Here is an 18,430-nt window from a genome sequence, read left to right as displayed (position 1 = left end):
GTCCAACCGGTGGGCGTCTGGAACTCTGGGCCGGTGTCGCCGCCATCGGCGCCGCCTCGCAAGCCACGCCGACTCGCGCTGATCGGCACGGCGATCGTGCTGGCCGCGGCCTTGGTCGGGGCTCTGGTCGCGCTGTTGATGCCCGACGCAGGACGATTGGAGACGCCCGGCCGGCCCGACGCCAAGGTCACCACCCGGGCGGTGGAGCTGACCTGGAACAGTGTCGGCGGGGCGTCGTCCTATGTGGTGAAGCAGAACGATCAGGAGATCTACACCGGCCCCGGCACGAGTTATGCGGCGCCGCTGCCGCTTCCCGGTAAGTACACGTACACCGTTGCCGCGCGCAGTGATTCGGCCCCCGGATCGGAGTTCTCCCTCGCCTCCGACGAGGTGACGGTCTACATGACGTGGGGTGAACTGCAGTGGGTGGCCGACCTGTACCCGGATCTGATTCCGGTGACTCCGTTGAGCACCAACACGTTTGACGAGATCACCTGCTCCGGTGGTGGCGGCAGTCTCGCGTTCCCGGAGAACACCCAGAAGACGATCGACTGCAACAAGTACGAGGCCGACGACACCACCAAGATCTACCAGATCTCGATATTCGCCTTCGACAGCCCGGAGGCGACGTCGACGGATGTGAAGATCGGAACCTACCGGTTTTCGCCGCAGCCGTTCACGACCACCCAGGGCAACATCGGGACGTTGTACGTCGGAGCCGACAGATTCAACGGAGGCTCGGCCACGCTCGCCTTCAGTTCGGGCCCGCGCGCGCGAACCTACGTGCAGATCTTCTACCCGGACGGCACGCCGAAGCAGGCGGCCGACCTCATGCGGAAGCTGCCGATCTGATGACACACCCCGGTCCGCAGATCAGTTACCCGACGCCGGTGTCCGCCAGTCCCGTTGTGCCACGCAAGCCCCGACGCTGGTTGGGCGTCGCGGTGATCGCAGTGCTTTCCGTCGTCGCACTCGCCGGTGCGTACCTGGGCGTCCGTGCCCTGGACACCCCGAGCGCACCCGATGCCCCGACCGGACTGGAGCTCACCAAGGAACCGGGACGGGTCAAGGCGACGTGGCAGTCGGTCGATGGTGCGAGCGGATATCGGCTCGTCCGTGACGACGTCGTCGTGTACAGCGGACCCCACACCACCGCGACCGACATCACCGTGACCAAAGGTGAGCATTCTTACCGGGTTTTCGCCATCAAGGACGACAGGGATTCTGCGGCAAGCGAATCCGAGTCGATCGCGGCTGGTGCCGGCTGGGGGTTGTACGCGCCGCTCGTCGGCCAGTTCCCCGACCTGGTGCCGCAGGCCCCCGATATCGCGTCCTCGTTCGAGGGCACTCGGTGTGTCTGGATGATCGTGCCGTCCCTCGACGAGCGAGGCCCGGCCGAGAACGGCAACGGAAATCAGCGCACCGTCGCCCGTATCCGCTGTGCGACACAGGGACTCGAACGCAACTTCGCCTTGACCTGGTACGTGAACCAGGACGCGCGCAATGCCGCCTTCTCGAAGGAGGCCGAGACCGGTCACCCGGTGAGCTGGAAGCATGGCACGGCCACGATCGACCCGGTGAAGGGCCGCGGCATGTTCAAGATCTCCGACGACCCGGCCCAGGAACTCTCGACCGTGATCATCGCCGGCGCCATCAAACTGACCGAACAGCAGATCCTCGACTTCGCCAACTCGCTGCCGATCTAGTCAGTGATGGAAGTTGCTCGTCGTCGACGGTGTCGGCATCGGGGCGTCCAAGTTGTCGAGGTAGACGACGGACTCCTTGATGTCCTGCAGCAGATTGGTCGCGAGGTCGCGGGAGAGGCCGTTGCGGACGACGATGCGTTGCACGGTGCGGTCGGACAGGTTGTCGGGCATCGGGTATGCCGGGACCAGCCAGCCGCGCTGCCGCAGCTGCGACGACAGGCTGTGCAGATCCCAGTTCTCGGAGGTTCCCTTGGCGAGTTGCCAGGCGAACACTGGGATGTCGGTGCCCTCGCTGATCAGCTCGAACTGGTCCATCGAACCGATCGCCGCCGACAGGTAGGTGGCCACATCCTGGCAATTCTGTTGCACCGCACGGTATCCGGAGAAGCCGAGGCGGAGGAACTGGTAGTACTGCAGCAGCACCTGGGAGCCGGGCCGGGAGAAGTTCAGGGCAAAGGTCGGCATGTGGCCGCCGAGATAGGTCACGTCGAACACCAGGCTGTCCGGCAGGAGTGAGCGATCGCGCCACACCACCCAGCCGATGCCGGGGTAGACCAATCCGTACTTGTGGCCGGACATGTTGATCGAGTGGACGCGCTCGACGCGGAAGTCCCACGGCAGGTTCGGTTGCAGGAACGGGGCGACCGCCGCTCCGGACGCGCCGTCGATGTGGATCGGGATGTCGAGTCCGGTGTTCTTCTGGATCTCGTCGAGGGCGTCGGAGATCGCGGTGACCGGTTCGTAGGCGCCGGTGTAGGTGACGCCCATGATGGCGACGACGCCGATGGTGTACTCGTCGACGTAGTCGGCCAGGTCGTGACCGTCGAGGGTCGGGTGTTCGTCGGTGACCGGGACGTAACGCGCCTCGACCTCGAAGTAGTTGCAGAACTTCTCCCAGCACACCTGCACCGCCGAGGACATGATCAAGTTCGGGGTGCCGCCCTCGAGGCCCTTGGCCTTGCGCGCTTCCTGCCACCGGCGCTTGAGTGCGAGACCGCCGAGCATCGCCGCCTCCGACGACCCGATGGTCGACGTGCCGATGCTCTTTCCCGGATCGGGGGCGTTCCACAAGTCGGCAAGGATTGTCCAGCAACGGGTTTCGATGGCCGCGGTCTGCGGGTACTCGTCCTTGTCGATCATGTTCTTGTCGGCCGACTCGAGATAGATCCGGTTGGCGTGGTCGTCCATCCAGGTTCCGACGAAGGTCGCGAGATTCAGTCGCGCGTTGCCGTCGAGCATCGCCTCGTCGTGCACGATCTGATAGGCGGTCTCAGGGAGGGAGGGGTCGGCGGGCATTTCGTAGCGGGAGAATGCCGTCGCTTCGCCGGGCCGGCAGAACACGGGGTTGGCCTCGACCGGGATGTCGCGGTAGTTCTCACGATCGGTGGGACGAATGTGCATGGGGCAAACGTACTCGCGGAACCGGTCCCTGCTGCCCACTTCCTGCGGCATCATATAAGAAGGATGAGGACATTCTGTGGGTGAGAAGGATGGGGACATCCTGCGTGCGCACGGCAGGGAGGACGAGATGCGGATGAGTGTATGGAACGGCTGAGCGGGCTCGACGCGTCATTCCTGTACCTGGAGACCAGGTCGCAGTTGATGCACGTGATCGGTCTGGTGGAGGTCGACCCGAGCACGGTGCCCGGCGGTTATTCCTTCACCAAGATGCGCAGCGAACTCGAACGGCGCGTCTCGGCGATGCCGACTTTCCGTCGCAAGCTGGACAATTCGATGCTCAACATCGACCATCCGGTCTGGATCGAGGACGACGACTTCGACATCGAACGTCACGTCCACCGGGTGGCGGTTCCTGGTCCCGGTGGTGCGGGCGAACTCGCCGAACTGGTGGGACATCTCGCCGGGCAGACACTCGACCGTGGCAAGCCGCTGTGGGAACTCTGGATCATCGAGGGGATGGCGAACGGTCGGATCACGGCCATGCTGCGTGTCCATCACGCGAGCACCGACGGTGTCACGAGCGCCGAAATGCTGTCGCAGCTCTGCACTCTCACGCCCGAAGCGCCCGATCTCGATCCGGACAAACTCCTCGAAACCGCCGGGCCGTCGTCGCGGACGACCATCGCGGTGACCGGCGCGATGAACTTCTTCCTCGGTCGTCCGGTGGCGATGGCCAAGCTGCTCCCGGGCACGCTCGGGGTGCCCTTCGACTGGCTGCGTCGTTCGCGTTCGGACAGCGCGATGCCCGCCCCGTTCCGGGCGCCGCGCACGCGATTCAACGCGCCGATCACACCCCACCGCAGTATCGCGCTGAGCCAGCTCTCGCTCGAGGACGTCAAGCGCGTGAAGAACCGGTTCGGCGTCAAGATCAACGATGTGGTGCTCGCCATGGTCGGCGGCGCGATGCGCACCTACCTGACCGATCACGACGAACTGCCCGACCAGCCGTTGGTCGGCATGGTCCCGGTGTCGGTGCACGACGCCAACGAGAAAGACCTGGTGGTCGAGGGCACCAACAAGGTGACCGGCATGTTCACCCTGCTGCCCACCGACATCGACGACCCGGTGCAGCGGGTGGAAGCGGCCGCCGAATACAGCCGGACCAGCAAGGACCATCACCAGACCATCGACGGCAACATCCTGCGCGGCTGGGCGCAGTTCGCGCCCGGTGTCACGATGGCCAACCTGATGAAGTTCTACGGAGACCGCAAGCTGGCGTCGGCCCATCCGCCGATCTTCAACGTGCTCGTCTCCAATGTCGCCGGGCCCGACTTCCCGCTGTACTTCCTCGGCGCCAAGGTGACCGGTGTGTACCCGCTGGGCCCGATCTTCCAGGGTCTCGGCCTCAACATCACCGTGTTCTCCGCCGACGGGCACCTCAACATCGGCATCGTGTCGTGCACCGACCAGACCCCCGACCCCGAGTCGATCGCCAGTGCCTTCGACGACCAGCTCAAACAGCTGCTCGCCGCCTGCGACTGATCACCGACCTCCGAGGTCGTCGAGCCACACGCGGGCCGACGCGTCGGACGGCGAGCGCCAGTCGCCGCGCGGGGACAGCGATCCGCCCGAACCGATCTTGGGTCCGTTGGGCATCGCGGTGCGTTTGAACTGATTGTTCATGAACCGCTTGAGGAAGACGCCGAGCCAGCGTTCGATGGTGGCAGCGTCGTACTCGTTGCGCCGCTCGGGTGCGATCATGTCCGACCACGGGCCGCGATCGCGGTCACCCCACGCCTGCTGCGCGAGGTAGGCGATCTTGGCCGGCCGATAGCCGAATCGCGTGTGGTGGTAGAGGAAGAAGTCGTGCAGCTCGTACGGTCCGACGGTGTCCTCGGTGCTCTGGATGGCGCCGTCGGCTCCGGGGGGCACCAGCTCGGGTGAGATGACGTCGGCCAGGATCTCGGTGAGGGCGCTGGTGGTGTCCCCGGAGTACTCCCCGGTGGCGATCATCCACCGGATCAGATGCTGGATAAGGGTTTTCGGTACCGACCCGTTGACGTTGTAATGCGACATCTGGTCGCCGACGCCATACGTGCACCAGCCGAGGGCCAGTTCGGAGAGATCGCCGGTGCCCAGCACGATTCCGCCGTGGTGGTTGGCCAGCCGGAACAGGTGCGACGTGCGTTCGCCCGCCTGGACGTTCTCGAAGGTCACGTCGAACACCTGCTCGCCGCGGCTGAACGGGTGATCGAGGTCGGCGAGCATCTGCAGACACGACGGTCGGATGTCGAGTTCGGTGCCGCTGACGCCGAGGGAATCCATCAGGGTGTGTGCCCGCCGCAGGGTGGCGTCGCCGGTGGCGAACCCCGGCATGGTGTAGGCGAGAATGTTGCTGCGCGGCAACCCGAGTCGATCGAAGGTGTCGACCGCGACGAGGAGCGCCAGGGTGGAGTCCAGTCCGCCGGACACCCCGATGACGATCTTCTCGATCCCCGTCGCACGCAATCGCGCCGCCAGGCCCTGCACCTGGATGTTGCGGACTTCCCGGCACCGTTCGTCACGGTCGGCGGAATCCGCCGGCACGAACGGGAATCGCGGGATGACGCGGCGCACCACGTCGTCGTCGTTGATCGTTCCGAGGTCGAAACTGATGCGGCGTAACGCTTTCAGGTCGTCGGCGTAGTCGCCGGCCTGATCGCGCAGGCTGATCATGCGGCGTCGCTCTTGTCGTAGGCGGTCCAGATCGATGTCCGCGGAGATGATCTGGCTGGACATCGCGAACAGGTCGCTGCGGGCGAGCAGGGTGCCGTTCTCGGAGATGAGTGCGTCGCCGTCCCAGGCGAGGTCGGTGGTGGACTCGCCGTATCCGGCCGCGACGTAGAGGTGGGCTGCCACCAATCGCGCGGAATGGCTGGTACACAAAGACTTCCGGTACGACTCCTTGCCGACGGTCACCGGACTGCCCGACAGGTTGGCCAGCACCGTCGCACCGCCGAGCGCGGCCCAGGTACTCGGCGGCACCGCCACCCAGCCGTCTTCGCAGATCTCGACGTGCAGGGCGAACCCGGGCAGATCGGCGGCCTCGAAGATGAGGTCGGTGCCGAACGGAACCTCGGCGCCGCTGACGGTGACCGTCGTCGTCACCGCGTCCCGGGCGGCGGAAAAATACCGCTGTTCGTAGAACTCACGGTAATTCGGCAGATACGCCTTCGGTACGACGCCCAGGACCCTGCCGTCGTGGACGATGGCGGCGCAGTTGAAGAGGCCGTCGCCGACGACCATCGGCAATCCCACGGCGACCACCGGCCGCAGTCCGGCGCTCGCCTCGACGATCTCGTCCAGACCCACGAGACAGGCGTGCAGCAGCGCGTCCTGCTGCACGAGGTCGTCGATGCTGTATCCGCTCAACCCGAGTTCGGGGAAGACGACTAGACCGGCGCCGTCGTCGGCGGCGCGGCGCATCAGCTCGATGGTGCGGGCGGTGTTGGTCGCTGGGTCGGCTAGGGCGACGACGGGTACCGCGCCGGCGACGCGGACAAACCCGTTGGCATGGACAGACACAACGTCAGCGTAGCCGGGGGTGCAGCGCTAGTGTTCGACCCGCGCGACATGATCGCGCGCGTGCTCGATCGCGTCGTCGAGCGTGTCCATCAGGTGATTCTCGTGGCGCAGTGAGTCGAACACCCCGACCCCGTCCAGCAGCCGACGATGTTCGGGCTGAACTCCCTTGATGATCACGGTGATCCCGCGTGCCTCGAGGTCGGCGACGATCTCGGCGAGGGTGTGCGCGCCGGTGGCGTCGAGCATGCCCAGATGCGACATCCGGATGATCACGACCGTCACCCCGGCCGGGCCGGCGCCCTCGGCGATGGTCGACGAAATGCGTTCGGCCGCACCGAAGAACATCGCGCCGTCGAGCCGCAGGAGGGCGATCTGGTCGTCGCCGTCGTGCTCTGGGCCGGGCAACTCCTCGCGGGTGACGCTCGACCGCTTGGCCACTTGCCGCAACGCGAAGAACGCGGCCACCACGATGCCGATCTGGACGGCCTCGATGAGGTCGAAGCACACGGTGATGACGGCGGTGACGACGAAGATGATCGCGTCGGATCGTGTGGAACGCAGGATCTTGCGCACGGTGGTCGCCGAGATCATCCGGAAGCACGTGACCATGAGAACACCGGACAGCGCGGCGAGTGGGATCTCGGAGACCGGCCCGGTCGCGAGGTAGACGACGCCGAGCAGGAACAGAGCGTGCACTATCGCCGACACCCGCGTGCGAGCACCCGATCGGACGTTGACGGCGGTCCGCGCGATCGCACCGGTCGCGGGCATGCCACCGAACAGGCCGGACGCGACGGACGCGAGTCCCTGACCGGTCAGTTCGCGGTCGGGATCGTAGGGTCCGGTCGGCGACATCGTCGCAGCGACGCGCGCCGACAGCAACGATTCGATCGCTGCGAGAGCCGCGATGGCCAGCGCGGCGCCGAACAGGGATTTGAGTGCGGCAGGGTCCACGTCGGGCAGGACCGGTGCGGGCAGATGCGACGGCAGTTCGCCGATCCGCGCGACGTCGACGTGCAGCACGATCACCGCGATGGTCGCGACCACCACTGCGGTGAGCGACTCGGGGATTCCGCGGTGGATGCGGGGGAGTCCGACCATCAGGACCGCGACCAGCGCGACCACTCCGAGCGTCTTGACCGCGACCGTCCAGTCCGCATGGATCACCACGTCCAGTGCTGCGGGGAGGGTGCGTTGACCCGCCGGCGCGGTGGTGCCGAAGGCCGCGGGAACCTGCTGCAAGAAGATGATGACCGCGATGCCCAGGGTGAATCCCTCGATCACCGGCCAGGGGATGAAGGTGACCGCGCGACCGAGCCCGACGACCCCCGCCACCAGCACGATCAGCCCGGCCAGCACCGTGACGAGCGCGACGCTGCCGAGTCCGTGTTCGGCGACGATGGGCGCGAGGATCACCGCCATCGCACCGGTCGGACCCGACACCTGCACGTGCGAGCCGCCGAAGATCGCCGCTATGAGACCGGCGACGACGGCGGTGATGAGCCCGGCGGCGGCGCCGACGCCGGAGCTGATGCCGAACGCGAGCGCCAGCGGAAGCGCGACCACGCCGACCGTGATGCCCGCGAGGACGTCGGTCTTCCACGACGAGCGCAGGTCGGCGTAGTCGGCGCGTTCAGGCAGTAGTCGGGTGACGCGCACGCGTGCGTGGCGGACCGCGGTCGAGAAGGTCACTTCTTCACCACCGGCGGCAGCGATGACAGCGCGCGCAACTGATCCCGGCGGGCTCCGAGGGTGTCCGCGAGGAACGTGCGGGCGATGACCAGCAGTTCGGAGATCTTCGGGTGGGCGAGTTCGTAGAAGACGGCGTTGCCCTTGCGTTCGCTGCGGACCACCTGATGGCGCTTCAGGACGGCGAGGTGTTGGGACAGCAGCGTCGGCTCGATCTCGGTGATCGTCAGCAATTCACTCACCGGTGTCGGTTCTCCGTTGGCGCTCAGCACCTCCAGCACCCGGATGCGCGCGGGATGGGCGAGTGCCTTGAACAGGTTCGCCTTGATCTCGTAGAGCGGGCGGTCGTCGTCGTGGGAGGTGTGCGGCATGGTGGCTCCATGGATTTACGGATTGAACAAAACCTCAATTGCTGACCGATCGTAACCCACGGTTGCCGAAGCGCTCAATGTCGGGTCGCTCACCCTGAACCCCTCCCGCCGGCCGTGCGGCCCTTCCCGCTGAGCTGTCCCCTCCGCCGCGAGTGCGGTTCCTCCCGCTCACCCTGAACCCTCCCGCCGGCCGTGCGGCCCTTCCCGCTGAGCTGTCCCCTCCCGCTGCCTGAGGTGTGAGGAGCGCTAGCGACGAGCCTCGAAGGCCTGGTGAGACGAACGTTGTTGTCTCACCACGCCCTTCGAGGCTCGCAAGCTCGCACCTCAGGGAGCGGTGGTGGCGTCAGCCCGGCCGCACGAGCTGGTGAAGAACGACGCCGGACGTCCGTCAGTCCCGTGGGATGCGCACGCCCACCAGGTGCGCGTCGGCGACCGCCGCGTTCCCCAACTCCGACCACGGATCGCCGACGGTGACGACGGCATACGCGGAGGTGGGGAAGCGCTCGATGTCAGCGTCGGGGTCGAGGGTGAGCGCCGTCGTGGGCATCCCGGGCTCATGTCCGACGACGAGCAACGTGCGTGCGTCCGCGGGCGCGAAGACCCGGATCGCCTCGAGGACGTCGAAGGGCGATCCGCCGTAGATGTCGTCGAGGTACGTGGTCGGTGCGGTGATGCCGGTCTGTTCGAGCGTCTCGCGGGTTCGGGTGGACGACGAACACAACACGGCGTCGACGACGAGTCCTTCGTCGGCCATCCAGCGTCCGGCGAGCGCGGCCTCGCGTCGGCCACGATCGGCGAGCGGCCGGCCGTGGTCGCCGACACCGGGTGGATAGCCCGATTTCCCATGCCGCATCAGGACGAGGGTCCGGGGGTGGGTCGCGTCAAGGGTCGCGAGTCGCTCCAGATCAGGCCGGTACCGCATGGTTGAAATGTACGTGTCGGCGAGGCCATCCGGAGGCACCGACACTGCCTTGCGGGCCTGTCCGGCGGGTGCGAGCCGCATCCTCGATGCCCTAGCCTTGTGGGCGTGCATACCTGGGTCCCCGCTCTGCTCGCCGTGTTCGCGGCGCTGCTGATCGCTGGTGGCACAGTGTTGCGGCAACGCGCGTCGCGGGCCAGTGGCGCGATCACCGCAGGCTGGTGGGCTGGCGCGGGAATCGCGCTCTGCGGCTTCATTTTGCAGGCGTCGGCCCTGGGTTTGGGGTCGATCCTGCTGGTGCAGCCGCTGGTGGTGCTCGCGGTGCTGTTCGCGCTGCCGTTCGAGGCCTGGGCCGATCACCGTCATCCCCATCGGGTCGAGTGGGCGTGGGGTGGCGTTCTGGTCGCCTGCGTGGCGACCTTCCTGGCGGTCGCGCGTCCCGAACCGTCGATGCGACGCCCCGACGAGATCGTCATGTGGGCGACGGTCGGCGCAGTGGTGGCCGTGGTGTTCAGCTGTGTGTGGTGTGCCGAACGGTCGAGCCCGCACTACAAGGCGCTGTTCTACGGTCTGGTGGCCGGAACGCTCTTCGGGGTGTCGGCACTGCTCATCAAGGCCGTCGTCTACCAGATCACCCACGATCTGCCGCGGACTTTCACCCAGCCCGAGATCTATCTGTTCGGCACGGTGGTGATCTGCGCCGTGATCGCCCAGCAGAAGGGGTTCGGCGCGGGCGACCTGCAGACGTCGTTCCCGTCGATGACGGTGATGGAACCGGCAGTCGCGATGGTCCTCGGCGTACTACTGCTCGGCGAGAACCTCAAGGTGTCGGTGCCGACGGCACTGTTCCTCGGCATCATCCTGGCGGTCATGGTCCGCGCGGTCATCGAACTGGCGAAACTGTCTGCGGTGCGAGGTTGGGAAGAGGCGGTCGAGGCCGCCGAGGCACCCTCGGCGACCGACGAACGTTCGGCTGCTTAAACCGCAGTGACCGGGTCGATGATCGGCGAGATGGTCGCCGCCCATTCCTCGGCCTGCTTGGTGGGCTTGATCGCGGACGAGTTGTCGTGGCGCGAGTGCTCGCCCACCTGGATCGCGCCGCGCTTGGTCAGCATCTCGGCGATGATCTCGCCGCCACGGTTGAAGGTCTCGCCGTAGATGGTGTCGCCGAGGCCGAAGACCGCGAAGCGCAGGTCGGTGAGGTCGGGGTCCACGCTGTCGAGTTCCTCGGCAAACGGCTCGGCGCCGGTCGGCAGTTCGCCTTCGCCGTAGGTGGCGCAGACGATGACGACGAAATCGGCCGGATCGAGATCTTCGACGGCGTAGTCGCTCATGTCGTAGACCGACGCGTCGTGGTCGGTGGCGAGCACATCGGCGATCGCATCAGCGACGAGCTCGGAGTTTCCCGTTTCCGTTCCGTACAGGATGACGACCGACAAGGTGGGCTCCTTTCGAGAAGAGCATGGTGAGGCCCGGTTCTCGACCCAAAAGGCCGAGGTCACGAGCGAGGGTACCCTAACGATCCCTCATCGCCGAAATCTGCGCCAGAGGAGAAAGTCCTTGCGAATTTACTTGGATGTCCTACTATTGGGGGCGTCAAGACTTCCCCGATCCGAAATTCAGGTGATCCTCGCCGTGACTGCCACCACTTCGATTCCGCACTACCTCGACGGCAAGCGGGTGACCGCCGACGCCGGTGCCGGCCGCTTTGCCGACGTGTTCAACCCCAGCACCGGAGCGGTTGCCGCGCAGGTCCCGCTGGCGAGCACCGAGCAGGTGGCCGCCGCGGTCGAGACCGCGAAGGCCGCGCAGAAGGAGTGGGCCGCCTGGAACCCGCAGCGCCGCGCCCGCGTGCTGATGCGCTTCGTCGACCTGGTCAACCAGAACGCCGACGACCTGGCCACCACGCTCTCGCTCGAACACGGCAAGACCCACGCCGACGCGCGCGGCGACATCCAGCGCGGCATCGAGGTGATCGAGTTCGCCATCGGCATCCCGCATCTGATCAAGGGTGAGTTCACCGAGGGCGCCGGTTCGGGTATCGACGTTCACTCGGTGCGCCAGCCTCTCGGCGTCGTCGCCGGCATCACGCCGTTCAACTTCCCCGCGATGATCCCGCTGTGGAAGGCCGGACCCGCGCTCGCCTGCGGCAACGCCTTCATCCTCAAGCCGAGCGAGCGCGACCCGTCGGTCCCGGTCCGGCTGGCCGAATTGTTCACCGAGGCAGGGCTTCCCGACGGTGTCTTCCAGGTTGTCCACGGCGACAAGGAGGCGGTCGACGCGCTGCTGACCCACCCCGACGTCAAGGCACTCGGCTTCGTCGGCAGCTCCGACATCGCGCAGTACATCTACGAGACGTCGGCCGCCCACGGCAAGCGCTCACAGTGCTTCGGCGGTGCCAAGAACCACATGATCATCATGCCCGACGCCAATCTCGACCAGGCCGTCGATGCCCTCATCGGTGCCGGCTACGGCAGCGCCGGCGAGCGTTGCATGGCCATCAGCGTCGCCGTTCCGGTGGGCGAACAGACCGCGGACCGGTTGCGCGCCAAGCTGATCGACAAGGTCAACGCGCTGCGCGTCGGCCACAGCCTCGACCCCAAGGCGGATTACGGTCCGCTGGTCACCGCGGCCGCGCTCGAGCGCGTCAAGGGTTACATCGCCAAGGGTGTGGAAGAGGGTGCCGAGCTCGTCATCGACGGCCGCGAACGCACCAGCGACGAACAGACTTTCGGCGACGAGGACATCTCGAACGGATTCTTCATCGGCCCCACGCTGTTCGACCATGTCACCAAGGGCATGACGTCCTATGAGGACGAGATCTTCGGTCCGGTGCTGCAGATCGTGCGCGCCCACGACTACGAGGAAGCACTCGCGCTGGCGACGGATCACCAGTACGGCAACGGTGTTGCGATCTTCACCCAGGACGGCGACGCTGCCCGTGACTTCACGGCTCGTGTCGAGGTGGGCATGGTCGGCGTCAACGTGCCGATCCCGGTTCCGGTGGCGTACTACACCTTTGGTGGCTGGAAGCGCTCCGGCTTCGGCGACCTCAACCAGCACGGCCCGGCGTCGATCCAGTTCTACACCAAGACCAAGACCATCACGTCGCGCTGGCCGTCGGGCATCAAGGATGGCGCCGAGTTCGTCATCCCGACGATGGACTGACCGCAGATGTCGTTGTTCACCGACGCCGGTCCCGGCGCCGGTCTCGACAGTGACGATCGTGTGATCGTCGAGACCGCCGCTGGTTTCGCGGCCAAGAAGCTCGCGCCCTTCGCGCTCGAATGGGATGCGAACAATCATTTCCCGCTCGATGAACTGCGCGAGGCGGCCGAATTGGGCATGGGCGCGATCTACTGCTCCGACGACGTCGGCGGCAGTGGACTGCGTCGTCTCGACGGGGTTCGGATCTTCGCCGAACTCGCCTACGCCGACCCGGCGGTGGCCGCGTTCCTGTCGATCCACAACATGTGCACGTGGATGGTCGATCACTACGGCACCGACGAGCAGCGCGCCGAGTGGGTGCCGAAGCTGGCGACGATGGAGACCGTGGCCAGCTACTGCCTCACCGAACCAGGCGCCGGTTCGGACGCGGCGGCGTTGTCCACCAAGGCAATTGCATCCGGTGACGAGTACGTGCTCACCGGTGTCAAACAGTTCATCTCGGGTGCCGGGTCGTCGGATCTGTACGTGATCATGGCGCGCACCGGCGACGCCGGACCCAAGGGCATCTCGACGTTCCTCCTCGACAAGGACACGCCGGGACTGAGTTTCGGTGCGCAGGAACACAAGATGGGCTGGCATGCGCAGCCCACCGCGCAGGTGATCCTCGACGAGGTGCGGGTTCCGGCCGACCGGCTGCTCGGCGCCACCGAGGGCATCGGTTTCGGCATCGCGATGAACGGCCTCAACGGTGGTCGGCTCAACATCGCGGCGTCGTCGCTCGGTGGTGCCCAGGCCGCCTACGACAAGGCCGCCTCCTATGTCGCCACGCGCAAGGCGTTCGGGAAGGCTCTGCTCGACGAGTCGACCATTCGCTTCACGCTGGCCGACATGGCGACCGGATTGCAGACCAGCAGGCTGATGCTCGAGCATGCGGCGTCGGCGCTCGACGCCAACGCCCCCGACAAGGTGGAGCAGTGTGCGATGGCCAAACGCTATGTCACCGACACCTGCTTCACCATCGCCGATGCGGCACTGCAACTTCACGGCGGCTACGGATATCTGTCCGAGTACGGAATCGAGAAAATCGTCCGGGATCTCCGCGTTCATCGCATCCTGGAAGGCACCAACGAGATCATGCGGGTGGTTCTCGGCAGGTCGATCGCGTCGCGGTTTCACTCCGCTCCGTGACCCCAGAGTCTCCACCCAAGTGGCCCCCATCCGCTCCCTGAGGTGCGAGGAGCGCAAGCGACGAGCCTCGAAGGGCGCGTCAACCACAACCACACATCAACAGGAGAATCGACAATGACGACGATCGCGTTTCTGGGACTGGGCAACATGGGCGGCCCGATGGCCGCGAACCTGGTGAAGGCCGGCCACACCGTGCACGGGTTCGATCCCGTCCCGGAGGCGGTCAAGACCGCGGAAGCCAACGGGATCGGCACGTTTCCGTCGGCGGTGGAGGCGGTGGCCGCCGCGGAGGTGGTGATCACCATGCTGCCCAGCGGTGCCATCGTGAAGAAGTGCTACTCCGATATCCTGCCGGCCACGCCGACCGGCGCGCTGTTCATCGACAGCTCCACCATCTCGGTCGACGACGCGCGGGAGATCCACGCGCAGGCGCTCGACCATGGGTTCGCGCAGATCGACGCCCCGGTCTCGGGTGGTGTCAAGGGTGCGACGGCCGGCACGCTCGCGTTCATGGTCGGCGGTGAGGAGGAGTCGTTCTCCGCGGCCCGCCCGACGCTGGAACCCATGGCGGGCAAGATCATTCACTGCGGCACGGCCGGTGCCGGCCAGGCCGCCAAGGTGTGCAACAACATGGTGCTCGCCGTCCAGCAGATCGCGGTGGGGGAGGCTTTCGTGCTCGCCAAGAAGCTGGGTCTCGCCGATCAGGCGCTGTACGACGTGATCACCGGTGCGACGGGCAACTGCTGGGCCGTGCAGACCAACTGCCCGGTCCCGGGTCCGGTGCCGACGTCACCGGCGAACAACGACTTCAAGCCGGGTTTCGCGACCGCGCTGATGAACAAGGATCTCGGCCTGGCGATGGACGCGGTCGCCAGCACCGGTTCCCGCGCCCCGCTGGGCACGCACGCGGCGCAGCTCTACCGCGCGTTCGCCGAACAGCACGCCGACCAGGACTTCAGCGCCATCATCAACAGCCTGCACTGACGAGCCCGCGTCAGACGCTCTCGATCCGCCCCGCGACCATCGCGACCCATTCGGCGACGAATCGTTCGTCGTCGATGGCGAGGGGTTCGACGCCAAGGAATTGCCGCATGGTGCGGTGTGCGAACAGGGCGTCCAGTGCAACGGCGGCGATCGCCTCGGCGGCCTGCGTGTCGATGTGCGGAGCGGCCCGCGCGACCCAGGCGGTCATGCCGGTGTAGGAGTCGGCCACCAGTGATCCGAAGGCGTCGGCGAGTTTGCGTGGGCGGTCTCGCAATTCGGAGGACACGATGCGTAGCAGGGTGGCTTCTTCGTCGATGACGCTCAGCGTGTATCGGCACAGGACGGTGAGTTCGGACCGCATGTCGGTCAGTCCCTCGAAGATCTGCCGGATGTCGGCGAGAGCGCTCATCCGGTCGAGTTGACGATCGATCCCGGCTTCGAGCAGCAACTCCTTGGATCGGAAGTGGTGGTAGAGCCCGCCGGATCCCGGCGCGAGGCCGGCGGCTGCCTCGATCTGGGCGACGCTCGTTGCGCGGTAACCCTGTTCGCCGAAGAGGCGCATTGCCTCGTCGATCAATCGGTCGCGCGTCGACAAAGCGTCCATTGACACCTCCCAAGTGCTCACTTAGTCTGGCCAAGTGTAACCACCTAAGTGAGCACTTGGGAAGGAGTCGGGAATGAGTACCGCACTCGGGCCTGCTCAACTTCCCTGGTCATCGGACCGGGCGCCGGCCGACTACGCACGTCTGCGCGCGCTGCACGGACCCGTCGGCCACGACGACGCGTCGGGGGCGTGGCTGATCCTCGGATACGAGGCCGCGCGGTCGGTGTTGACCGGGCGCGGGTGGACGAGCGATCCGATGGCGTCCGAGGTGAATCGGCAGGGACTCGATGCCCTGGGCATCGCCGAGCCGCCGCTCTCCCGCACGATGCTCCTTCTGGACGGCGACGATCATGCGCGCCAACGTGATTCGGTCCGCGACGTGTTCACTCCCCGGTACATCGCGCAGCTCTCCGACGGCGTCGTGGCCATCGCCGACGACATCATCGCGCCGATCGGAACGCGCACCCCCTTCGACTTCATGACCGAGATCGCCCAGCCGTTTCCGATTGCGGTGATCGCCGAGTGGCTGGGTCTGGATCTGCCTGCGGCGCAGACGCTGTGGACCGAGGCGGCCGCCATCGCCCCGGCGCTCGACGGCATCCTCGATGCCGAGGCGGCCCCCGCAGCGGCCGGTGCGCTCGCCGCGCTGGTCGCCGAGTTCCTGCCGTTGGCCGCACAGCGTCGAACCGAACCGGGCGACGACCTGCTGAGTCTGCTGGCGACCGATCCGCGTCTCGATCTGGACGAGGTGGTGATGAACGCGATCCTGCTGGCGGTCGCCGGGCACGAGACCACCGCGAACCTGCTCGGTGGCGGGATCGCCCGACTGCTGACCGGGCCGGTCGGTCGGCGACCGATCGATCGGATCGACGCCGACGACCCCGCCGTGCTCGACGAGATGCTGCGGCTCGACGGTCCCGCCCAGGCCGTCTTCCGGGTGGCGACGTTCACGCAGCAGTTGGGCGGGCACACCATCGGGGCCGGTGACCGGGCCATCGTGGTCCTCGGTTCCGCCAACCGCGACCCGGATGTCTTTGACAACCCCGACCAGTTCCGTCTCGATCGCGATGGGAGACAACCGAACCTGGCGTTCGGACACGGTCCCCATCGTTGCCTCGGCGCGGCGCTGGCGCGTCTGGAGGTGACTGTGGCGCTGCGGATGCTGATCGGTCGTGAGCCAGTGCTCGACGGCCCGCCGGTGCTGCGCGACTCGCGCCTGCTCCGCGGGCTGCATTCCCTGCCGATGAGATTCCTGAAAGGATCCCGATCATGACCGACGAAGCGCCCCAGGCTCCCGACCGCTTCGGCGAGGTGCGCGCGGGCCGTGTGCGTCGCACCATTCCCGTGGTGGGATTCGCGGCCCGGTCGGCGGGCGGTCGTGTGGTGGCCGGATTGCGCCAGCGGGCGGGAAACGAAGGGGCCGTCGACGATTTCCATCGTCGCACCGCCGATCGCTATGCCGATCTGCTCGGGCATTCCAAAGGTGTCCTGATGAAGGCCGGGCAACTCATGTCGACCTTCGACGGTTCAGGGCCCACAGACGGGCCGCTGGCGATCTACCAGCAGGCGTTGCGTCGCCTGCAGGCCGACGCGCCACCGATGGACGCCGACACCGCACGCGAGATCGTCGAAGCCGAACTGGGGAAGCCGATCGAGAAGTTGTTCGCGGGCTTTTCGCCCGAGCCGATGGCGGCTGCCTCCATCGGTCAGGTGCATGTGGCGTGGCTGCCCGATGGGCGCCGGGTGGCGGTCAAGGTGCAGTATCCCGGTGTGGCGCAGGCGATTCGTCACGACCTGGCCAACACCGAACTGCTGGCGACCTTCTTCAAACTCAGTATGTCGCTGACCCCCAGGGCATTTCGCACCGATCAACGCGCGGCCGCCGCCGAACTGTCCGAGCGCATCGCCGAGGAACTCGACTATCGGCATGAGGCGCGAAGCATCAGCCGGTTTGCCGACCTGTACCGCGGACATCCGTTCATCCGGATACCCGAGGTGGTCGCGAACCGTTCGACCAACCGGGTGTTGACGATGAGCTACGTCGACGGCGTCGGGTGGTCCGAGGCCCTCACCGCCGATCAGGACCTGCGCAACCACTGGGGCGAGGTGATCGGCTACTTCGCGTTCGGCGCCTACCGCCACGGCAGTCTGTTCAACGCGGACCCACACCCGGGCAACTACCGCTTCGGCGACGACGGGAGTGTCGGCTTCGTCGACTTCGGTTGTGTCAAACAGTTTCCCGAGTGGGTGCGGACCGGCATCGTGCACACCTATCGGGCGACTCTCGCGGGAGATCGCGACGAGGTCTTTCGCCTCGCGAACCGGCATGGATTCCTCGACACCGACGCCGATCTGACCGCCGACCAGGTCTTCGAGTGGTGGGCGATGATGAGTAGGGCATCGCTCGGCGAGCAGCCGCATTCCTTTGTCGCCGACGACAGCGGCGACGCGCTGCGATCCTTCATCGGCGACGGTCCGGCAAGCGTGGCCTTCCGCCGCATGAGCGTGCCCAGCGACTACGTCATGCTCGCCCGGATCAGCCTCGGGGTCAACGCGGTACTCAGCGGACTCGGCGCGACCTTCGACACCCGCGAACAGTCCGACGCGCTCGACGGCATCGGCGAACCAACAAGCGATCTCGCCAAGGCGCACACCGCGTGGGTCCGCGAGCGTGGCCTACCCTTCGGGCTCGATCCGCGCTGACCTGGGGAAATGCCTGATCGCCAGGTCGCAAAATCTAGGGGAAGAACTTCTTCCCCGGGGTTCATGGTCTTCCGCTAGAAATTTCTCGGGGAGGACACCAAGGGTAGGGGCGGAATCTTCTTCCCCTACTTTC

Annotated in this window: 15 protein-coding genes and 1 pseudogene; 9 read left to right on the top strand and 7 right to left on the bottom strand. The window is 66.5% G+C overall.

Translation table 11 applies throughout. The features are described from left to right. Positions 1–852: pseudogene (locus ABZW74_RS03805) on the top strand (serine/threonine protein kinase); the annotation flags it as partial. Next, positions 852–1,706: a fibronectin type III domain-containing protein gene (locus ABZW74_RS03800; RefSeq protein WP_355274037.1), complete on the top strand. Its 855-nt coding sequence runs from the start codon at positions 852–854 to the stop codon at positions 1,704–1,706. The pseudogene ABZW74_RS03805 and the gene ABZW74_RS03800, both read left to right, overlap by 1 nt. On the opposite strand, the gene ABZW74_RS03795 is transcribed toward ABZW74_RS03800, so the two are convergent. Further along, positions 1,707–3,107 carry a glutamate decarboxylase gene (locus ABZW74_RS03795; protein ID WP_240861319.1) on the bottom strand — a complete coding sequence of 467 codons (1,401 nt, stop codon included), beginning with the start codon at positions 3,105–3,107 and terminating at the stop codon, positions 1,707–1,709. Positions 3,108–3,248: 141 nt separating this feature from the next. Here ABZW74_RS03795 and ABZW74_RS03790 point away from each other — a divergent pair, with 141 nt between their 5' ends. Next, positions 3,249–4,649 (top strand): wax ester/triacylglycerol synthase family O-acyltransferase, encoded by a 1,401-nt coding sequence (locus tag ABZW74_RS03790; protein WP_355274033.1) that lies wholly within the window; start codon positions 3,249–3,251, stop codon positions 4,647–4,649. On the opposite strand, the gene ABZW74_RS03785 is transcribed toward ABZW74_RS03790, so the two are convergent. The 4 genes from ABZW74_RS03785 to ABZW74_RS03770 form a co-directional block, all read right to left on the bottom strand. Beyond that, complete coding sequence (locus tag ABZW74_RS03785; RefSeq protein ID WP_240861315.1) at positions 4,650–6,671, bottom strand: NAD(+) synthase; 2,022 nt, start codon at positions 6,669–6,671, stop codon at positions 4,650–4,652. Between the two features lie 27 nt (positions 6,672–6,698). Beyond that, on the bottom strand, positions 6,699–8,363 hold the full coding sequence (locus ABZW74_RS03780) for a SulP family inorganic anion transporter (protein WP_355274029.1): 1,665 nt from the start codon (positions 8,361–8,363) through the stop codon (positions 6,699–6,701). Next, positions 8,360–8,731 (bottom strand): metalloregulator ArsR/SmtB family transcription factor, encoded by a 372-nt coding sequence (locus ABZW74_RS03775; protein ID WP_240861311.1) that lies wholly within the window; start codon positions 8,729–8,731, stop codon positions 8,360–8,362. Before ABZW74_RS03775 ends, ABZW74_RS03780 begins: the two co-directional genes overlap by 4 nt. 388 nt (positions 8,732–9,119) lie before the next feature. Next, positions 9,120–9,653 carry a histidine phosphatase family protein gene (locus tag ABZW74_RS03770; protein ID WP_355274026.1) on the bottom strand — a complete coding sequence of 178 codons (534 nt, stop codon included), beginning with the start codon at positions 9,651–9,653 and terminating at the stop codon, positions 9,120–9,122. Between the two features lie 105 nt (positions 9,654–9,758). Between ABZW74_RS03770 and ABZW74_RS03765 the strand changes: the two genes are divergently transcribed. Continuing rightward, complete coding sequence (locus ABZW74_RS03765) at positions 9,759–10,631, top strand: DMT family transporter (RefSeq protein ID WP_240861308.1); 873 nt, start codon at positions 9,759–9,761, stop codon at positions 10,629–10,631. On the opposite strand, the gene ABZW74_RS03760 is transcribed toward ABZW74_RS03765, so the two are convergent. After that, positions 10,628–11,089 carry a flavodoxin family protein gene (locus ABZW74_RS03760; protein ID WP_240861305.1) on the bottom strand — a complete coding sequence of 154 codons (462 nt, stop codon included), beginning with the start codon at positions 11,087–11,089 and terminating at the stop codon, positions 10,628–10,630. The genes ABZW74_RS03765 and ABZW74_RS03760 overlap by 4 nt on opposite strands. 196 nt (positions 11,090–11,285) lie before the next feature. On the opposite strand from ABZW74_RS03760, the gene ABZW74_RS03755 reads away from it, so the two are divergent. From ABZW74_RS03755 to mmsB, 3 genes are all read left to right on the top strand, one after another. Next, the gene (locus tag ABZW74_RS03755) at positions 11,286–12,818 is read left to right on the top strand and encodes a CoA-acylating methylmalonate-semialdehyde dehydrogenase (RefSeq protein ID WP_240861303.1); all 1,533 of its coding nucleotides are present in this window, start codon (positions 11,286–11,288) and stop codon (positions 12,816–12,818) included. Between the two features lie 6 nt (positions 12,819–12,824). After that, entirely contained in the window at positions 12,825–14,006 is a 1,182-nt protein-coding gene (locus ABZW74_RS03750) for an acyl-CoA dehydrogenase family protein (protein WP_355274020.1), read from the top strand. Between the two features lie 114 nt (positions 14,007–14,120). Next, positions 14,121–14,990 carry a 3-hydroxyisobutyrate dehydrogenase gene (gene mmsB / locus ABZW74_RS03745; protein ID WP_240861296.1) on the top strand — a complete coding sequence of 290 codons (870 nt, stop codon included), beginning with the start codon at positions 14,121–14,123 and terminating at the stop codon, positions 14,988–14,990. Between the two features lie 10 nt (positions 14,991–15,000). Here the strand turns inward: mmsB and ABZW74_RS03740 are convergent, their stop codons facing one another. Next, positions 15,001–15,594: a TetR/AcrR family transcriptional regulator gene (locus ABZW74_RS03740; protein WP_240861293.1), complete on the bottom strand. Its 594-nt coding sequence runs from the start codon at positions 15,592–15,594 to the stop codon at positions 15,001–15,003. Positions 15,595–15,667: 73 nt separating this feature from the next. Between ABZW74_RS03740 and ABZW74_RS03735 the strand changes: the two genes are divergently transcribed. Beyond that, complete coding sequence (locus ABZW74_RS03735) at positions 15,668–16,867, top strand: cytochrome P450 (protein WP_355274015.1); 1,200 nt, start codon at positions 15,668–15,670, stop codon at positions 16,865–16,867. Then, a complete protein-coding gene (locus ABZW74_RS03730) occupies positions 16,864–18,297 on the top strand; it encodes an AarF/ABC1/UbiB kinase family protein (RefSeq protein WP_355274012.1) in 1,434 nt (477 codons plus the stop codon). Before ABZW74_RS03735 ends, ABZW74_RS03730 begins: the two co-directional genes overlap by 4 nt. The last annotated feature ends 133 nt before the right edge of the window (positions 18,298–18,430 follow it).

The sequence above is a fragment of the Gordonia sp. NPDC003585 genome, assembly GCF_040610755.1.
Classification (GTDB): Bacteria; Actinomycetota; Actinomycetes; order Mycobacteriales; family Mycobacteriaceae; genus Gordonia.
The sequence above is the reverse complement of the archived record's forward strand: the minus strand, read 5'-3'. Positions and strand labels throughout refer to the sequence as shown.

What these genes read in the sequence shown, in the direction of transcription:
- ABZW74_RS03790 (WP_355274033.1), top strand. Translation starts at nt 3,249, where the DNA reads ATGGAACGGCTGAGCGGGCTCGACGCGTCATTCCTGTACCTGGAGACC.
- ABZW74_RS03735 (WP_355274015.1), top strand. Translation starts at nt 15,668, where the DNA reads ATGAGTACCGCACTCGGGCCTGCTCAACTTCCCTGGTCATCGGACCGG.
- ABZW74_RS03795 (WP_240861319.1), bottom strand. Translation starts at nt 3,107, where the DNA reads ATGCACATTCGTCCCACCGATCGTGAGAACTACCGCGACATCCCGGTC.
- ABZW74_RS03770 (WP_355274026.1), bottom strand. Translation starts at nt 9,653, where the DNA reads ATGCGGTACCGGCCTGATCTGGAGCGACTCGCGACCCTTGACGCGACC.
- mmsB (WP_240861296.1), top strand. Translation starts at nt 14,121, where the DNA reads ATGACGACGATCGCGTTTCTGGGACTGGGCAACATGGGCGGCCCGATG.
- ABZW74_RS03740 (WP_240861293.1), bottom strand. Translation starts at nt 15,594, where the DNA reads ATGGACGCTTTGTCGACGCGCGACCGATTGATCGACGAGGCAATGCGC.
- ABZW74_RS03800 (WP_355274037.1), top strand. Translation starts at nt 852, where the DNA reads ATGACACACCCCGGTCCGCAGATCAGTTACCCGACGCCGGTGTCCGCC.
- ABZW74_RS03730 (WP_355274012.1), top strand. Translation starts at nt 16,864, where the DNA reads ATGACCGACGAAGCGCCCCAGGCTCCCGACCGCTTCGGCGAGGTGCGC.
- ABZW74_RS03750 (WP_355274020.1), top strand. Translation starts at nt 12,825, where the DNA reads ATGTCGTTGTTCACCGACGCCGGTCCCGGCGCCGGTCTCGACAGTGAC.
- ABZW74_RS03775 (WP_240861311.1), bottom strand. Translation starts at nt 8,731, where the DNA reads ATGCCGCACACCTCCCACGACGACGACCGCCCGCTCTACGAGATCAAG.